At 43.5% G+C, this 14,844-nt stretch carries 19 protein-coding genes; 9 read left to right on the top strand and 10 right to left on the bottom strand.

Features of this window, described 5'->3' with window-relative positions; genetic code table 11:
* Positions 1-20: 20 nt before the first annotated feature.
* The 7 genes from mscL to KNP94_RS00270 form a co-directional block, all read right to left on the bottom strand.
* Entirely contained in the window at positions 21-407 is a 387-nt protein-coding gene (gene mscL / locus KNP94_RS00300) for a large-conductance mechanosensitive channel protein MscL (protein WP_029332829.1), read from the bottom strand.
* Between the two features lie 12 nt (positions 408-419).
* A complete protein-coding gene (locus tag KNP94_RS00295; RefSeq protein ID WP_214765523.1) occupies positions 420-1,304 on the bottom strand; it encodes a Cof-type HAD-IIB family hydrolase in 885 nt (294 codons plus the stop codon).
* A gap of 116 nt (positions 1,305-1,420) precedes the next feature.
* Positions 1,421-2,884, bottom strand: coding sequence for a cardiolipin synthase (cls, locus tag KNP94_RS00290; RefSeq protein WP_215115077.1), 1,464 nt, complete (start codon positions 2,882-2,884; stop codon positions 1,421-1,423).
* A 111-nt stretch (positions 2,885-2,995) separates the two neighbouring features.
* The gene (hemG, locus tag KNP94_RS00285; RefSeq protein WP_214765529.1) at positions 2,996-4,402 is read right to left on the bottom strand and encodes a protoporphyrinogen oxidase; all 1,407 of its coding nucleotides are present in this window, start codon (positions 4,400-4,402) and stop codon (positions 2,996-2,998) included.
* Positions 4,392-5,324 carry a ferrochelatase gene (hemH, locus tag KNP94_RS00280; protein WP_215115076.1) on the bottom strand — a complete coding sequence of 311 codons (933 nt, stop codon included), beginning with the start codon at positions 5,322-5,324 and terminating at the stop codon, positions 4,392-4,394. The genes hemG and hemH overlap by 11 nt, the downstream gene beginning before the upstream one ends.
* Positions 5,321-6,367, bottom strand: coding sequence for a uroporphyrinogen decarboxylase (hemE, locus tag KNP94_RS00275; RefSeq protein ID WP_088836464.1), 1,047 nt, complete (start codon positions 6,365-6,367; stop codon positions 5,321-5,323). The genes hemH and hemE overlap by 4 nt, the downstream gene beginning before the upstream one ends.
* Positions 6,368-6,510: 143 nt before the next feature.
* The gene (locus KNP94_RS00270) at positions 6,511-6,813 is read right to left on the bottom strand and encodes a MerR family transcriptional regulator (RefSeq protein WP_088836463.1); all 303 of its coding nucleotides are present in this window, start codon (positions 6,811-6,813) and stop codon (positions 6,511-6,513) included.
* A 117-nt stretch (positions 6,814-6,930) separates the two neighbouring features.
* Between KNP94_RS00270 and KNP94_RS00265 the strand changes: the two genes are divergently transcribed.
* Positions 6,931-8,226 carry an ammonium transporter gene (locus KNP94_RS00265; RefSeq protein WP_215115075.1) on the top strand — a complete coding sequence of 432 codons (1,296 nt, stop codon included), beginning with the start codon at positions 6,931-6,933 and terminating at the stop codon, positions 8,224-8,226.
* A gap of 97 nt (positions 8,227-8,323) precedes the next feature.
* Here KNP94_RS00265 and KNP94_RS00260 read toward each other — a convergent pair whose 3' ends face one another.
* Positions 8,324-9,460 (bottom strand): ABC transporter permease, encoded by a 1,137-nt coding sequence (locus KNP94_RS00260; protein ID WP_215115074.1) that lies wholly within the window; start codon positions 9,458-9,460, stop codon positions 8,324-8,326.
* On the bottom strand, positions 9,457-10,191 hold the full coding sequence (locus KNP94_RS00255; RefSeq protein ID WP_214802670.1) for an ABC transporter ATP-binding protein: 735 nt from the start codon (positions 10,189-10,191) through the stop codon (positions 9,457-9,459). The genes KNP94_RS00260 and KNP94_RS00255 overlap by 4 nt, the downstream gene beginning before the upstream one ends.
* Before the next feature lie 338 nt (positions 10,192-10,529).
* Between KNP94_RS00255 and KNP94_RS00250 the strand changes: the two genes are divergently transcribed.
* From KNP94_RS00250 to KNP94_RS00230, 5 genes are read left to right on the top strand one after another with little or no spacing between them, the layout of a single operon-like run.
* Positions 10,530-10,778 carry a GlsB/YeaQ/YmgE family stress response membrane protein gene (locus tag KNP94_RS00250; protein ID WP_088836460.1) on the top strand — a complete coding sequence of 83 codons (249 nt, stop codon included), beginning with the start codon at positions 10,530-10,532 and terminating at the stop codon, positions 10,776-10,778.
* Between the two features lie 44 nt (positions 10,779-10,822).
* Complete coding sequence (locus KNP94_RS00245; RefSeq protein ID WP_088836459.1) at positions 10,823-11,074, top strand: GlsB/YeaQ/YmgE family stress response membrane protein; 252 nt, start codon at positions 10,823-10,825, stop codon at positions 11,072-11,074.
* A gap of 45 nt (positions 11,075-11,119) precedes the next feature.
* A complete protein-coding gene (locus tag KNP94_RS00240) occupies positions 11,120-11,371 on the top strand; it encodes a GlsB/YeaQ/YmgE family stress response membrane protein (protein WP_215115073.1) in 252 nt (83 codons plus the stop codon).
* Positions 11,372-11,416: 45 nt separating this feature from the next.
* Positions 11,417-11,668 carry a GlsB/YeaQ/YmgE family stress response membrane protein gene (locus KNP94_RS00235; RefSeq protein WP_088836457.1) on the top strand — a complete coding sequence of 84 codons (252 nt, stop codon included), beginning with the start codon at positions 11,417-11,419 and terminating at the stop codon, positions 11,666-11,668.
* Positions 11,669-11,719: 51 nt separating this feature from the next.
* Positions 11,720-11,971, top strand: a complete 252-nt coding sequence (locus KNP94_RS00230; protein WP_088836456.1) for a GlsB/YeaQ/YmgE family stress response membrane protein — start codon at positions 11,720-11,722, stop codon at positions 11,969-11,971.
* A gap of 65 nt (positions 11,972-12,036) precedes the next feature.
* On the opposite strand, the gene KNP94_RS00225 is transcribed toward KNP94_RS00230, so the two are convergent.
* Positions 12,037-13,113 (bottom strand): TcaA second domain-containing protein, encoded by a 1,077-nt coding sequence (locus KNP94_RS00225; protein WP_215115072.1) that lies wholly within the window; start codon positions 13,111-13,113, stop codon positions 12,037-12,039.
* A 114-nt stretch (positions 13,114-13,227) separates the two neighbouring features.
* Here KNP94_RS00225 and KNP94_RS00220 point away from each other — a divergent pair, with 114 nt between their 5' ends.
* The 3 genes from KNP94_RS00220 (at position 13,228) to KNP94_RS00210 (ending at position 14,776) form a co-directional block, all read left to right on the top strand.
* A complete protein-coding gene (locus KNP94_RS00220) occupies positions 13,228-13,653 on the top strand; it encodes an HIT family protein (RefSeq protein ID WP_214765547.1) in 426 nt (141 codons plus the stop codon).
* 127 nt (positions 13,654-13,780) lie between these two features.
* On the top strand, positions 13,781-14,122 hold the full coding sequence (locus tag KNP94_RS00215) for a hypothetical protein (protein ID WP_029332814.1): 342 nt from the start codon (positions 13,781-13,783) through the stop codon (positions 14,120-14,122).
* Positions 14,123-14,206: 84 nt separating this feature from the next.
* On the top strand, positions 14,207-14,776 hold the full coding sequence (locus KNP94_RS00210) for an HTH-type transcriptional regulator Hpr (RefSeq protein WP_029332813.1): 570 nt from the start codon (positions 14,207-14,209) through the stop codon (positions 14,774-14,776).
* Positions 14,777-14,844: the final 68 nt, after the last annotated feature.

Below are 14,844 nucleotides of genomic sequence, written 5' to 3'. Positions count from 1 at the left end.
TTCTTGATTTAATTTTCTACTTAAATACGATCATCGTTTCGACTGACGAGTGCATCTCGAATTTCTGTAAGCAGTCTTTCTTCCGTCGTCGGTTCCGGGACTTCTTCCGTAACTTCTTCTTTACTCCGAAAACGATTGATAGCTTTGACGAATAAAAACAACGCAAAGGCAATTAAGATGAATTCAATCGTTGCTTGAAGAAACTGTCCATACAATAATTCTGCACTCCCGACGGACACCGATAATCCTTTTACATTTACTCCACCAACTACGATGCCAATCAACGGCATGAAGATACTGTTGACGAGTGCCTTGATGATACTACTAAATGCTGCCCCTAAGATGACACCAATCGCTAAATCAACGACATTTCCGCGAAAGGCAAACTCTTTAAACGCTTTAAACATATTACCCTCCCGTTAAGACCATGTTCCGGCTGCAAGTTGACTGATTGCATGACCGACACCATGTTCATCGTTTGTTTTTGTGACGTGAGAGGCAATCGCTTTTGCATCTTCATGTCCATTTCCCATCGCAATCGCAACACCTGCGACTTTGAACATTGGAACGTCGTTTAAGTTGTCACCGATGACTGCGACCTCATCGATTGATACACCTAAGTGCTTCGCTAACGTTTTGACAGCTGTTCCTTTATCGGCACCGACTGCCATGACTTCGATGTTATCGTGACCAGACGACGTCACATAAATACCGTCAACTTTTTCTTCGACTTCTTTCCAAATCTTATTCATTAAGTCTTGATCGAACGAGAATGAGATGAATTTAAAGACTTGTCCCGCCTGATTCCGGATGAAGGAACGGAACCCATCAATCATTTTTACATCTTCATTGACGTAATAGCGTTTATAGAAAAAGTCGAGAACTTCTTTCGCACGGTCACTTTCACGACTCATATCTTTTAATGAGTCATACGCTGCATCGATTGTTGCGCCTTGCGCTGTTACGAGACCTTGATCACAGAACATCTCGAAAAACACTTCATATTGGCTGATGATACTATAAATTTGTTGCGCTTGTTCAGCCGTCAACGTCGTTGCGCTCAGTTGTTCACCATCGCGCGTCATGACACGTGCACCGTTCGATGCAATGATTGGACAAACGATTCCTGCTTGATCCGTTAATTCCTTCGCATTTAAGTAGTTCCGCCCTGTTGCAATCGCAAAATCGACGCCTTGTTCCTTTGCCGCCTTAATCGCATCAATCGTTTCCTGTTCGATTTTTTGATTACTCGATAAAACCGTACCATCCATGTCGGAAATCAATAACTTGATTGCTTTTGCCACTTCTTCCACTCTCCTTTATCTTTTTCAATCCCACTATACCATTTCTCTTTTTCTTTGCCTTCTCAAACCTGTTTCGAACGAATCGTGATCAAAGTCATACCTTTACTTTTTCTTCCTTACAAAATCGGAGACAACAATCTAGAAATGCTCTCTTTAAATTTAATCAGCCTCGACCGTTCTGCATATATTTCAGCAGTTAACAACTTTGATACATCACAATCAGCGAGAAATAATTGTTCTAACTCGAGCGCAGTCGCTCGGTCATATACAATCGAGTTCATTTCAAAGTTCAATCGAAAACTCCGGGCATCAATGTTCGTCGTTCCGACTGAAGCAATCTCTCCATCGACGACAATTGTCTTTGCATGAAGAAACCCTGGTTCGTACGTATAGATTTTCGCTCCATAGGCAATCAGTTCTCCCGCTGCGGCTGTCGTCGCCCAGTAAACGAATGGGTGATCCGGTTTATTCGGAATCATGATTCGAACATCGACACCAGACAATAGCGCCATCTTACACGCATCCATGTAACTGGCATCTGGTATGAAATAAGGCGACTGAATCATTACTGATTTCTTAGCAAGTGAAATCATTTTAATCAATACATTTTTTAAATGTTCTGTCTCAGAATTTGGTCCTGATGTGACAATTTGCATGGGTAACGGCTGATTGATTTCGTGAGATCCATAATAAAAGAGCGTTTTATCCGTGTAGATGTCATTCGCTTGATTCCAATCCAAAATAAATCGATCTAATTGATCGTGAACGACCTCACCTTCTAGCCGAAAATGTGTATCACGCCAATAGCCGAATTTCTCATCAATTCCAAAATACTCCGTTCCGACATTAAAGCCTCCGATGTAACCAATCTGCCCATCGACGATACAAGACTTACGATGATTCCGGTTGTTCATTCGAAAATTAATGACTCCAAACGTCGGTGGGAAAAACGCAAACACTTCTCCACCATGATGAAGTAAGTCTTTAAAATCTTGTCGTTTCAAATCACGAGAGCCTACTGCATCATACAATAAACGGACTTTGATTCCTTGACGCGCCATCTTCGTCAATGCGTCAATCAATGCTAAGCCAAGGGAATCTTTTTGGATGATGTAATACTGGATATTGATTTCATGTTTGGCATTCATGATGTCTGTCATCATTCGATTAAATTTTTGTTCACCATCTGATAGAATCGTCACTTCATTTTTCAGGCTGAGTAATGACCTGTTTGATTTCAGATTCATTTGAATCAATTGATTGTATCGTTCGATCAACGGATATGTCCGTCGAAGGTCACCCAAATGGTTCAATTCTGCAATCTGTAGCTCGACACGTCGTGACTGTTCCAACCGCTCCTCTTCTTTAACATGATAAAAATCCTTTTTCTTGAGTAGGCGTCCAAAAAATAAATAAATTAAAAATCCAACGATCGGAATGAAATAGAGGACGAGCATCCAGGCCCATGTCGCACCAATATCACGCCGTTCCAAGAAGATGACCGTCAACACTGCAAGTAAATTCATGATTCCCAGTCCAAACAGTAAGACAACTGTAAACGTGCTAAGTACATCCATCATATCCATCCCTCCTCTCCCTTCTATTCCCCAGCATCCATTCTTTAGTCCCTTTGCCGTTCATTAAAAAACATGCCTGAAATTCAGTAGTAACTGAATTTCAGGCATGTTAGTTTAAGCGTTCGACTGTTCGTGTCCGTGCTGTATAGCGATTTCTTCAACCATCGTTTTCGCACTGGCAACACAATCCGGTAAACCGACGCCATCATAAGCCAATCCCGCTAAATACACACCAGGATACTTACTCATGACTTCGTCACGGACAATTTGAATCCGTCCTGCATGACCAACCGTATAAGCTGGTAAACCATCAACTAACCGGCTGATGATGACTTGTCTCGGTGCAAGCGTTTGACCACAAATTTGTTCCAAATCTTTTAATACTGTTTCCTTGATGACATCATCCGTCTCGTGAACGAGCGCATCATTACCTGGCCGACCGACAAAAGCGCGTAAAACCGTATGATTCGGTGCAGAATGACTCCACTTTTGATCGATCGCCGTACATGCCGTAATCGAATACGGGGCACGTCGATTGACGACAAAACCTGTACCTTCAATGGGTAATGTCGCTTGCTCATCGAAAATCAGCGTAACCGTCGCCGTTGAATGGGTCTTCAACTGCTCAAGTTCCCGTAAATCGGCATCCGGAAGTAAACTGACGACTTGAGGATGAGGAATCGTCAAGAGTACATAATCGGCATACTCAGGACCATGATCTGTTTTTAAGCGATACCGTTCATTTTCACGCGCAACTTCGAGTAAAGGCGTTTCTAGACGAATTTCAGTCCGTTCAAGCACTTCTTCTAAACGTTCGACTAGCGATTCAAGTCCCGTTGAAAGTGACAGGAACTGTCCTGTCGCTGGTTTCGTTTGTCCTTGAACTTGAGCAGTCGGACGCATCAAACGCATCCCTTCGAATAACGATCCCGCTTTTTGTTCATTCGCAACGAACTGCGGATATGTCGCGAACGTACTCATTTGATCAATGTTCCCGGCATAAATTCCCGACAATAACGGTTCGATCAACTTCTCGACCAGCGCATCCCCGAGGCGAGGACGCAAGTAACTACCGAGCGGAATATCTTCTTCAGGAATCGTCAATTGATCAGAAGGATGAAGCAACAATCGTGCAACCTCCGCTTTTTCCGAATCTGTCAGCAACGTCGTCTCTGAAAATAAGTTTAAATCGGTCGGGATCCCCATCACAGACCCTTTCGGAATCGGATGGAGACCACCTGGATCTAAAATGAATGCTTGCGACGTGTTGTTTCGAACCAACTTATCGCCTAATCCAACCGCTTCAATTAAATCGGTCAAGATGTGTTTTCGTGCGACGTAAGAATCCGGACCACGCTCAATCATGAAGCCGTCTTCTCGATAGGTCGCGACTTTACCACCAAGTCGCTCACCTGCTTCTAGGACGGTGATATTTAAATCAGGAAATAAACGTTCTGCGAAATAGGCAGCGGCAAGACCAGTAATACCCCCGCCGACGATAACGAGACGTTTACTTGACATAGCTACCAACTTGTTTTGCGACGGCTTCCATGACTGCCTCCATGAAAGCCGGCTCCGCGTTTGGCATACCTGGTCGAGCATAGTGGATACCGAGTTCGTCACATACGACTTTACACTCGTAATCATTATCAAACAAAACTTCTAAATGGTCAGCGACGAATCCGACTGGTACGTATACGAATGCTTCATACCCTTCTGCTTCATAAACATCACGCGTTAAATCTTGAACGTCTGGCCCGAGCCAAGGTTCAGGTGTTTGTCCTGCCGATTGCCATCCTGTAATCATATGTTTGACACCAGCACGTTTTGCAATCAACTCTGCCGTTTCTTTCAATTGATCCGGATACGGGTCACCGTTTGCAATGATTTTCTCAGGAAGACTATGCGCTGACACGACGAGGACCGCTTTTTCTTCTGTTACAGGCAGTGCATCGAATGTTTGACGAATCGCTTGTCCCCACCAGTTGATGAATGCTTCTTCTTGGTACCATGATTCGACAGAAGCAAGCTGAATTCCGTGTTTGTCCGCGACTTCTTTTGCTCGTCCATTGTATGAACGAATGCTGAATGTCGAATAGTGTGGTGCTAAAACAACCGTCACTGCTTCCGTGATGCCGTCTTTTGCCATTTGCTCGACCGCATCTTCGACGAACGGTTCGATGTGCTTGAGACCTAGATAGAGTTTGAACTCAATTTCGCCCGCATATTTTGCAGACAACTGACGATGTAATTCTTCCGCCTGGTCAATCGTGACTTGTGCAAGTGGCGAGACACCGCCGATTGCTTCATAACGCTCCGTCAGTTCAGCGAGTGCTTCAGGTGACGGTTTACGCCCACGACGGATGTGCGTGTAATATCGTTCGATATCTTCCGGTTTATACGGTGTTCCGTATGCCATTACGAGTAATCCAAGTGTTTTCATTTTGCTACCTCCATTTTTTCTTTCGAATAATCATGGATAAATGCAGTCAAGCGTTTTAAGACTTCTGGGTCGACTTCCGGGAAGATTCCATGTCCTAAATTAAAGATGAATCCAGGACGTTTCATTCCCATGTCAAGAATCTCTGTTGCTTTCGCTTCTAAGATTTCCCATGGTGCAAGTAAATAAGAGGGATCAAGGTTTCCTTGCAACGTTTTTGTCAACCCGCGTTCGCGTGCTTCGTCGATCGACAGACGCCAATCAAGTCCAACGACGTCGAGCGGTAAATCATGCCACTCTTCTGCTAAGTGACTTGCACCGACACCAAACATAATCATCGGAACGCCCGTTTCTTTTAATTCCGTGAAAATCCGCTCCATTGTCGGTTTGATGTAGAGAACATAATCTTTCTGACTTGTCGTTCCGACCCATGAATCAAAAATCTGAAACGCTTGAATCCCAGCATCAACTTGAGCTTTAATGTAGTCAATCACCATGTCTCCGAGTTTCTCCATTAATGCATGCCATACATCCGGATGTCCATACATCAATGCTTTCGTTTTATGGTAGCCTTTTGAAGGTCCACCTTCAATCATATAGCTCGCAAGTGTAAACGGTGCGCCTGAAAACCCAATCAATGGTACTTCTAATCGTTCCCGTAATAACTTGATGGTCTCGAAGATATATGGAATATCTTCTTTTTTAAACGGTTGTAGCGCCTGTACATCTTCCATCGTTTGAATCGGATTCGCGATGACCGGACCGATGCCACTTTTAATTTCAACATCAACACCCATAGATGGTAATGGCGTCATGATGTCTTTGTACAGAATCGCTGCGTCAACACCAAGTTGTTTAACCGGCAATTCAGTGACGTATGCACATAGTTCTGGATCATGTGTGATCTCGAACAGCGTACGCGTCTTTTTAATTTCACGATATTCCGCTTGATAACGACCTGCTTGTCGCATGTACCAGACAGGTACGTGGCCCACTTGTTCGCCACGGACCGCCCGTAAAAACGTATCATTGAAGTTTTTCATCATAACTACCCCTTTATACTCTTACTAACGCCCCAAAATAACGTACGATAAGTTTGTGAACACAGAAACATTATATCTGAAATGAAGAAGTCTGTGCCAATAAATCGGTTACAAAATTACAGTTCCTTATCCAGTTCATTAAATGTTCACCGTTTCTTGTAAAGACCAAACGCAGCATTCAATTGTCCCCGAATTAAATCAGTTCGTTGCTGCTCCGTTACTTTCCGCTCTTTTTCACGGATTTCATGCGTCCGCCAACCATCTTCGATTTTTTCTGCAACTTCAACTAGTCGTTCAATATCTGTAAATGAATATTTTCGTGTTTTCCCGTTCGTACGCTCCGGGAAAATAAGTTTCCGCTCCTCATAGTAACGAATCTGACGTTCCGATAACCCTGTCAATTCACAGACAATCCCGATCGACATCACTTTCTTTTCACGGTAACTCATCTTCGTCACTCCTTTTGATAAAAATACCATGTCAGATTTTCTGACACAAGTCGTTCCTTAAAAACAATTTCCGTTTAAAGTAAACACATACTTTAAATTGATAAAGGAGGAACGACGATGAATCTTGAAGAAATGATCATTTCAGTTGATACGTTTTATGTCTTATTCGCTACGCTACTCGTCTTTACGATGCAAATCGGTTTCCTATTACTTGAAACGGGAATGTTACGCGCCAAAAATGCAGGGCACGTCGCCGTCAAACAGCTCATTAGTTTTTCCGTCGCCGCGTTAGCTTTTTGGGCGATTGGGTTTGGACTGACGTTCGGAGACGGACCTGGTCTAATCGGAACGGAAGGATTCTTCTTACAAGGAGGGTTCTCAAGTCTCGACTGGTCAAATGTTACAATCGATGTTAAGTTCCTCTTCCAACTCTCATTCGTCGCTGTTTCCTTAGCGATTGCCTGGGGCGGGTTTGCTGAACGAGCTAAACTATCTGTTTATCTGCTGTTCGGAACATTCTTTGTCGCCATCATTTATCCAATCATCGCTCGCTCCGTTTGGGCAGGTGGTTTCCTCGGTTCACTCGGTATGCAAGACTTCGCCGGTTCGACCGTCGTCCACTTACAAGGTGGAATCGCCGCTCTCGTCGCCGCGTTAATTTTGAAAAAGCGGATTGGCGCTGAAAAAACGCCGCTCCTTGGTCACAACGTCATCTATTCTGTCGTCGGCGCCTTCATTCTTTGGTTATGCTGGTTCGGCTTCAACGCTGGATCGACATTGACGATTGCCGACGGGTTCTTCAGTTATGTCGCCTTGACGACGTTACTTGCGACAGCTGCCGGCGCACTCGGCGCACTCGCTATTTCTTTCTGGCATCGTCGTGTGGCAGACATTCCTTCGATTATCAACGGCGTACTTGCAGCACTCGTCGCGATTACTGCAGCCTGTGCATTCGTTGAACCGTGGGGTGCAGTTGTAATTGGTTTCCTCGCAGGTATCATCACGTACGGAACAAGCATTTTACTCGCGCGCCGTGTCGATGATCCATTATGTGCCTTCTCTGTTCACGGTGTCGCCGGGATTTGGGGAACACTTGCTACCGGGTTCTTCGCCTCACCACGCCTCGTTGAAATCACAGGGATTGGACAAGCTGGTTTATTCTACGGGGGTGGCTTTAGTCAACTCGGTGTCCAAGCACTCGGTGTTGTCTTCGCCGTCGTCGTCGTCAGTGTCTTAAGTTATGCTTTCCTCAAACTCCTCGATGTAACGATCGGCCTTCGGATCACGCGAGAAGATGAACTCCGCGGACTTGATGTCGCTGAACACGGACAAGCTTCATATGACCTCCCCGCTCCAATCAGTAAAGAACTAAAAGCAACGTATGATGCTGAAACTTCTGAAAAAGTGAATTAACATCTCGTTTTCTTAAACAAGAAACTAACCCCCGATTTCTCGTACCTACTTAGGAACGAGAAATCGGGGGTTAGTCTGTCATACATTACATTACATTTCATTTTCTGAGATACATTTCACTAACGGCAATGGCGATGATTGCCCCAACCAAGACGATAGGTTGCCCGTTCATTAATATAGCGATTAATGCTAATGCGATAATCTGAAGGATTGACGCGACCCGGATGACTTTTTTACGAGATCTATTCGCATCTCCAAAAGGCAACAAGCGCGTTAACAAATGCGAATCGATTGCACGTGTAAATGGCGCCAATTGAAAACTCGTCAAACCACTGAAGGCAGGAATTGCAAACGTGACAAGCCACGGATTATCTTTTCCGAGCCAGATGAAGACTGCACCAATCAATGTGAGCCGAACAATCAATCCAATTCCGTCTGTGCTACGAATGAGTTGCTTCATGTAAAGGTAGTCGAACGTTTGTTTTTTATCAAATTGAATTTTTTCGACGAGTTGGCTTAAGATACGGCGTTGTTTATACGTCTTCGATAAGCGTGGAACATCAACGAACCAGTTCGCAATCCGGTAGAAACGATCACGCGACTCCTGCTCGATTGCAATCCATTCCATCAGCGGTAACTTCTGATATTTTTTTAAGTGCAGCGTGACGAGCAGTAAGCTCGTAATCACTATACTGAAAAGCGGCATATCAATCATCACTAAAATCCCTGCGCCCACTGCATACAGAACGACAAGCCGGTGCGGAATCGCTTCTAGTTTCGATAGGTTCGCGCTCGCACCAATCATCGCGAGAGCGAAAAATAATACGATCATCTCAAGCGGACTCGTTGATTCCGTTCTTACATAAAGGACAGCGATTGCTAAAAACGGAATGACAACTCGAACCATCCCTAAAAAAGCATTGTACAGTCGGACCCGCTTCATATAAGAACGAAGTTGCGGCAAGTTCGGCAATAAAAATACTTGGTCAGCCTCGACTAAGAACGTTCGTGCCGTCCGATAAAAGGCGATGATAATGAATAAACCGCCCATCAGCAGATTTCCAGGAAAGTCGCCATTGATTTGATTCAGAAACCGCCCATAGACGACGAGAGCATACAAGATGACGAAGTAGACCGTAAATAACAATCCACCGTTCGCCATGTACTTCATGTACTTGGTCATTTCCGACATCGCAGCTTGATAGCGTTCTCGCCATAAGGTAGCACTCGTCATCCTTCTGCCTCCTCGATGGCAGCTACATAAATGTCATCAAGCGAACTATCCGTTAAATCAAAACGTTTCCGCAATTCCTCGGTCGTCCCCTCTGCTGCGATATGTCCATCGTGAAGGAGAATAAATCGATTACAATGCCGCTCCGCAGTCTCTAAAATATGTGTGGACATTAAAATACCTTTTCCATCGGTTTTTAATTCACTAAAAATATTCAACAATTCCCGGATCGCTAGTGGATCGAGACCAACAAACGGTTCGTCGACAATCAATAACTCACTGCCTGTGATTAAAGCACAGAGAATCATCGCCTTTTGTTTCATTCCTTTAGAAAATACACTTGGAAACCATTCCAGCTGTTTCGTCATCCGCAATCGCTCTGTGTAATGTTCGATTCGTTCTTGTGCTGTTTTCTCATCGACATCATACCCTTGCGCCATTAAGCGAAGGTGCTCTCGAAGAGTCAACTGTTCGTATAACATCGGCTGTTCCGGGATGTATGCCACTTGTTTCCGGTACGTTTGTTCATCAGTTGACAGACTGACACCGTTAATCAAGATTTCACCTGACTTAATAGGTAACAATCCTAATATGTGCTTAATCGTCGTCGATTTCCCGGCACCATTCAATCCAATCAGTCCAACTAACTCCCCTTGCTTTACTGCTATATCAATATGATGCAACACTGTTTTCGATCCATATCCACCTGAAAGATCTTTAATTTCTAATAACAAATCTAGCCACTCCTCTCATTAACTATCCTAGACAATTCATCCTTGTTTTTCTACTATTGATGATTTTTTTTAAAAGAAAAGGTTTCAATACATCTTATTACGGCAATTACTCTAAGTGTAATCGTTACATCAATATATGAAAAACGATTTACAAAAATTGAAAGTGTATGTCACATCAAACGTTTTATAGAGAAGTAACTGGTCTAATCGTCTAGCTATCTTATCTACTTGTATTATTTTACTTCTCATCAAAAATTACGTTTATGAGTCATTCATTTTCAAAGTGTTTATAACAACCTGAAAACAGGTAAATCTAAGTATGAAAAGGAGTGTTTCAAATGGGATTCTTATGGGCTTTAATCGTTGGTGGACTAATCGGTTGGGTAGCAAGTTTAATCATCGGGAAAGACGTTCCTGGTGGCATCATCGGTAACATCATTGCTGGTTTCATCGGCGCAATCATCGGACAGTCAATCTTCGGTTCAATGGGACCTGATCTTGCCGGGTTCGCAATCATTCCTGCAATCTTAGGTGCAATCATCTTAATCTTCATCGTGTCATTGATTCTTCGTGCCATTCGCAAGTAATCATTATCATCGAATAACAATTTAAATTAGAGGAGTGTTTTTAAATGGGATTTTTATGGGCTTTAATCGTCGGCGGTTTAATTGGTTGGGTAGCGAGCTTGATTATCGGGAAAGACGTACCGGGCGGCATCATCGGTAACATCATCGCAGGTTTCATCGGTTCAATGATCGGACAAGCTATCTTCGGTGACATGGGACCTTCTATCGGCGGTTTCGCGGTAATTCCTGCAATCATTGGTGCAATTATCTTAATCTTCATCGTGTCACTCGTTCTTCGTTCAGTAAATAAAAAGTAAGTAGCAGTAACCACTAAAACTAGTAATTCAAAGGAGTGTTTTTTAATGGGATTTTTATGGGCTTTAATCGTTGGCGGTTTGATTGGTTGGGTAGCGAGCTTGATCATCGGGAAAGACGTTCCTGGTGGCATCATCGGTAACATCGTCGCAGGTTTCATCGGTTCAATGATCGGACAAGCCATCTTCGGGGACATGGGACCTGACATCGGCGGATTCGCAGTTATTCCTGCAATCATCGGTGCAATCATCTTAATCTTCATCGTGTCACTCGTTCTTCGTTCAGTAAATAAAAAGTAAGTAGCAGTAACCACTAAAACTAGTAATTCAAAGGAGTGTTTTTTAATGGGATTTTTATGGGCTTTAATCGTCGGCGGTTTGATTGGTTGGGTAGCGAGCTTAATCATCGGGAAAGACGTTCCTGGCGGCATCATCGGTAACATCGTCGCTGGTTTCATCGGTTCAATGATCGGACAAGCCATCTTCGGAGACATGGGACCTTCTATCGGCGGTTTCGCAGTCATTCCTGCAATCATCGGTGCAATCATCTTAATCTTCATCGTATCACTCGTTCTTCGTTCAGTTCGTAAACGGTAATAAAAACTAATTACTTGAGACCTTATTCAAACTAAAAAAGGAGTGTTTTAAATGGGATTCTTATGGGCTTTAATCGTCGGTGGTATCATTGGTTGGTTGGCAAGTCTTATTCTTGGTAAAGACGTTCCCGGTGGTATCATCGGTAACATCATCGCAGGTTTCGTCGGGGCCATGATCGGTCAAGCTCTCTTCGGTAGTTGGGGACCTGATCTTGGAGGATTCGCCGTCATTCCAGCATTACTCGGAGCAATCATCTTGATTCTAATCGTTTCGTTCATTCTTCGTGCAGTGAACAAAAAATAATAAATGAAAGCACCGGTAACAGACTCGAAGTTCTCAAAGTCGTTACCAGTGCTTTTTTTGTACCATCAGCGCAATTCTAACCACATTTTATCCGAACGCTCGATCACTCTTTTTTCTGAGCGCAAGTTAAGCCAACCTAGTATATCTTCAAAGAAGCTCGTCGGGTACTCCCAGACGGTCCCGATCGATTCATTACTTTTCGATTCCGGTTTACCGGCGACTGCTTCAAGCTCAGACGGCGTCTTATTTAAATCAATCATGATGCTTTTTACATCATTGTTTGCATACGTCACTTCAAAACCGTCGTACACTGCACGATTTGCTACATTTGATGCTGGAGGCGATACTGGAGGACCAAATTCTTTTTCGAACGACGTACGGTCGCCTCCTAGATAAGTCGTCATCGTATCGATCGACTTGCCTGTTCGTGCCTCGACTTCAGTTTCTAACAATTTTTCGATGTCTAATCCATACTGCTCCGTGACGTCTGGTTTGATTTGCTTCGCTAACTTAAACGTTACTTCCGTTGTTTTTTCGTCTCCCAGTTGAACGGTTTGACGGTCTCGTCCTGTCTTACCATTGGCTTCGACACTTGCAAGTACATCGTACTCACCCGGAAAACGTTTGATTTTCAACGGCTCATCCTCCTGGACGCCTACTTCTTCATCATCTATGAAGACAGTCGTCTCTGGTACATCACTCGTTACTTGAAGTAGCTGTTTATTTAGATGAAGCACATATTCGTCATACCAAAAGCGCCCTGCTGTTTTTTTTAGCTCGAATAAATCCTGTTCATTTTTCTCTGCTGTAGGTTCAGGGTAGTTTTGCTGATCGGCTTTAATCTCCGCCGCTGCTCGGCTGAGACGTCCATCCTCTGCCTGAAACCATTTCATCAAACGAGTTGCTTCCGCAATCGATACGACTTGATCATCTTCATAGACGAATTTTTGGAACGCAGCCCGGTCCTGATCGTTCACGGCTTTCACAAAAACAGCTTCTGTACGCTCTCGCTCAGCAGCCGGCTTGATTTGGCTTACGTACCCCCAGACTCCCCCTGCAACTAAGAGGAGAACGATTCCGATGATGAGCAAACGCTGATTTCGTTTTTTCCTTCGTTCATGTAACGTCATACGAGACGGCATCGTGAGTTCCCTACTTTCTTTAATCTTGTGTATCTAAGTGTAAAAACGTTTGATTACGTTGTCAATCACACTTAAGATGGAGATAATTCTATTTTTAAAAAAGGAGTAATCCCTATGCAAAAAGATAACTGTATTTTCTGCAAAATTGCTAAGCACGAAGTACCTAGCCATAAAGTGTTTGAAAATGATGAGGTTCTTGCATTCCTCGATCTTTCTCAAGTTACAAAAGGTCATACATTAATCATTCCAAAACAACATGCAGATCACGTATACGATTTATCGGTCGAAGATGCTCAATCAGTCTTTGCCGTAGTTCCGGAAATTAGTCGTGCCTTACAAAAGGAAACACAAGCTGCTGGCATCAACATTCTATCGAACACGGGCAAGGTCGCTGGACAGTCCGTATCACACTTTCATATTCATTTAATCCCACGGCATGATAAACATGATGGTTTTGGCGCAAAATGGGAAGTTCATAATGAAGACTACACGGCTGAAGAGCTTGCCATTTTAGCAAATTCAATCTCGACTCACCTGTAAAAAGACCTTCGAATGCATTATTCCATACACCCTTTTTTAGAAATATTGTCAAAATAGGTTTCCAATATCGGATTTTCGGTAAAATAATATGAAACAAATATTTTAATATTAAAGAAGGAGGTAAACTATGTCGAAGCGTCCCCAACGTAACTGGGTCGCTTTTGGTGCTACGCTGTCGCTTGTGACTTTTTACGGTTTGAAGGCGCTTCGCCAAGGTACTAAAAGTGACTCTTCGAATGGTAAACAACGTCGAAATTCTTATTCTACAATCGTAACGAACGTGCAGGATTTAACACAGGAGGGCAAGAACTTAATAGAGACAGCTAAAATTTCCGGTACAACCTTCAAAGATGAAGTTACGAAAGATGTCTCTGTGTATCAAGCCGAGATTCAAGAATCCATTTCGCGTATCCAAGAATTAGCTGATGAGGCGAAACAAGATGCGGATCACCTCTCTCCTCAAAAGTAAGGTCCATTGCTTCGATTTGTTTTTTGTATAGTTTGCATTTTGCGTTTTTTAGCCATCGTCACCTTTCGAAAGGATGAGTCAGATATGGAACATGAAAAATTATATCCTGGACAAGAAGCACTGTTATACAGTCATAAAATTGTCCAGCTGAGCAAAGCACTATGGAAAACGGTAGAAAAAGATTGGCAAAATTGGATTAAGCCCTTTGATTTAAACATCAATGAGCATCATATCCTCTGGATTTCACATGCTTTAGGTGGTGCTTCGATTTCTGAGATCGCGAAGTACGGTGTCATGCACGTTTCAACGGCGTTTAACTTCTCTAAAAAATTAGAAGACCGTGGTCTGTTGACATTCTCGAAGAAAGAGACGGATAAACGAAATACGTACGTCCAGCTTACACCAGCCGGCGAAACGTTATTACTTGAAACCATTCAAGCGTTCCGCCCGGAAGAGAATGGTGTCTTCCGTGCCTCACTCCCGCTTCAAGAATTATACGGGAAGTTTCCTGAGCTGACGGACATCTCTGCGATCGTTCGTCGTCTATACGGAGACAGCTTCATGGATATCTTCGCTGAAACGTCGAAAATGATTACAGAAGAAGCTGATCGTCGCCCGCAAGACCCTGTCATCGATTCAATCAAAAAGGCATAACTCGATGCTTTTAAAAATCAGGCGTTCTAGCCTCTGCCTAGAACGCTTTTCGTCTGTTTTGTGGAGTG

This window comes from Exiguobacterium sp. s80 (assembly GCF_018618725.1).
Classification (GTDB): Bacteria; Bacillota; Bacilli; order Exiguobacteriales; family Exiguobacteriaceae; genus Exiguobacterium_A; species Exiguobacterium_A oxidotolerans.
This window is presented reverse-complemented; position numbering and strand designations above follow the sequence as displayed.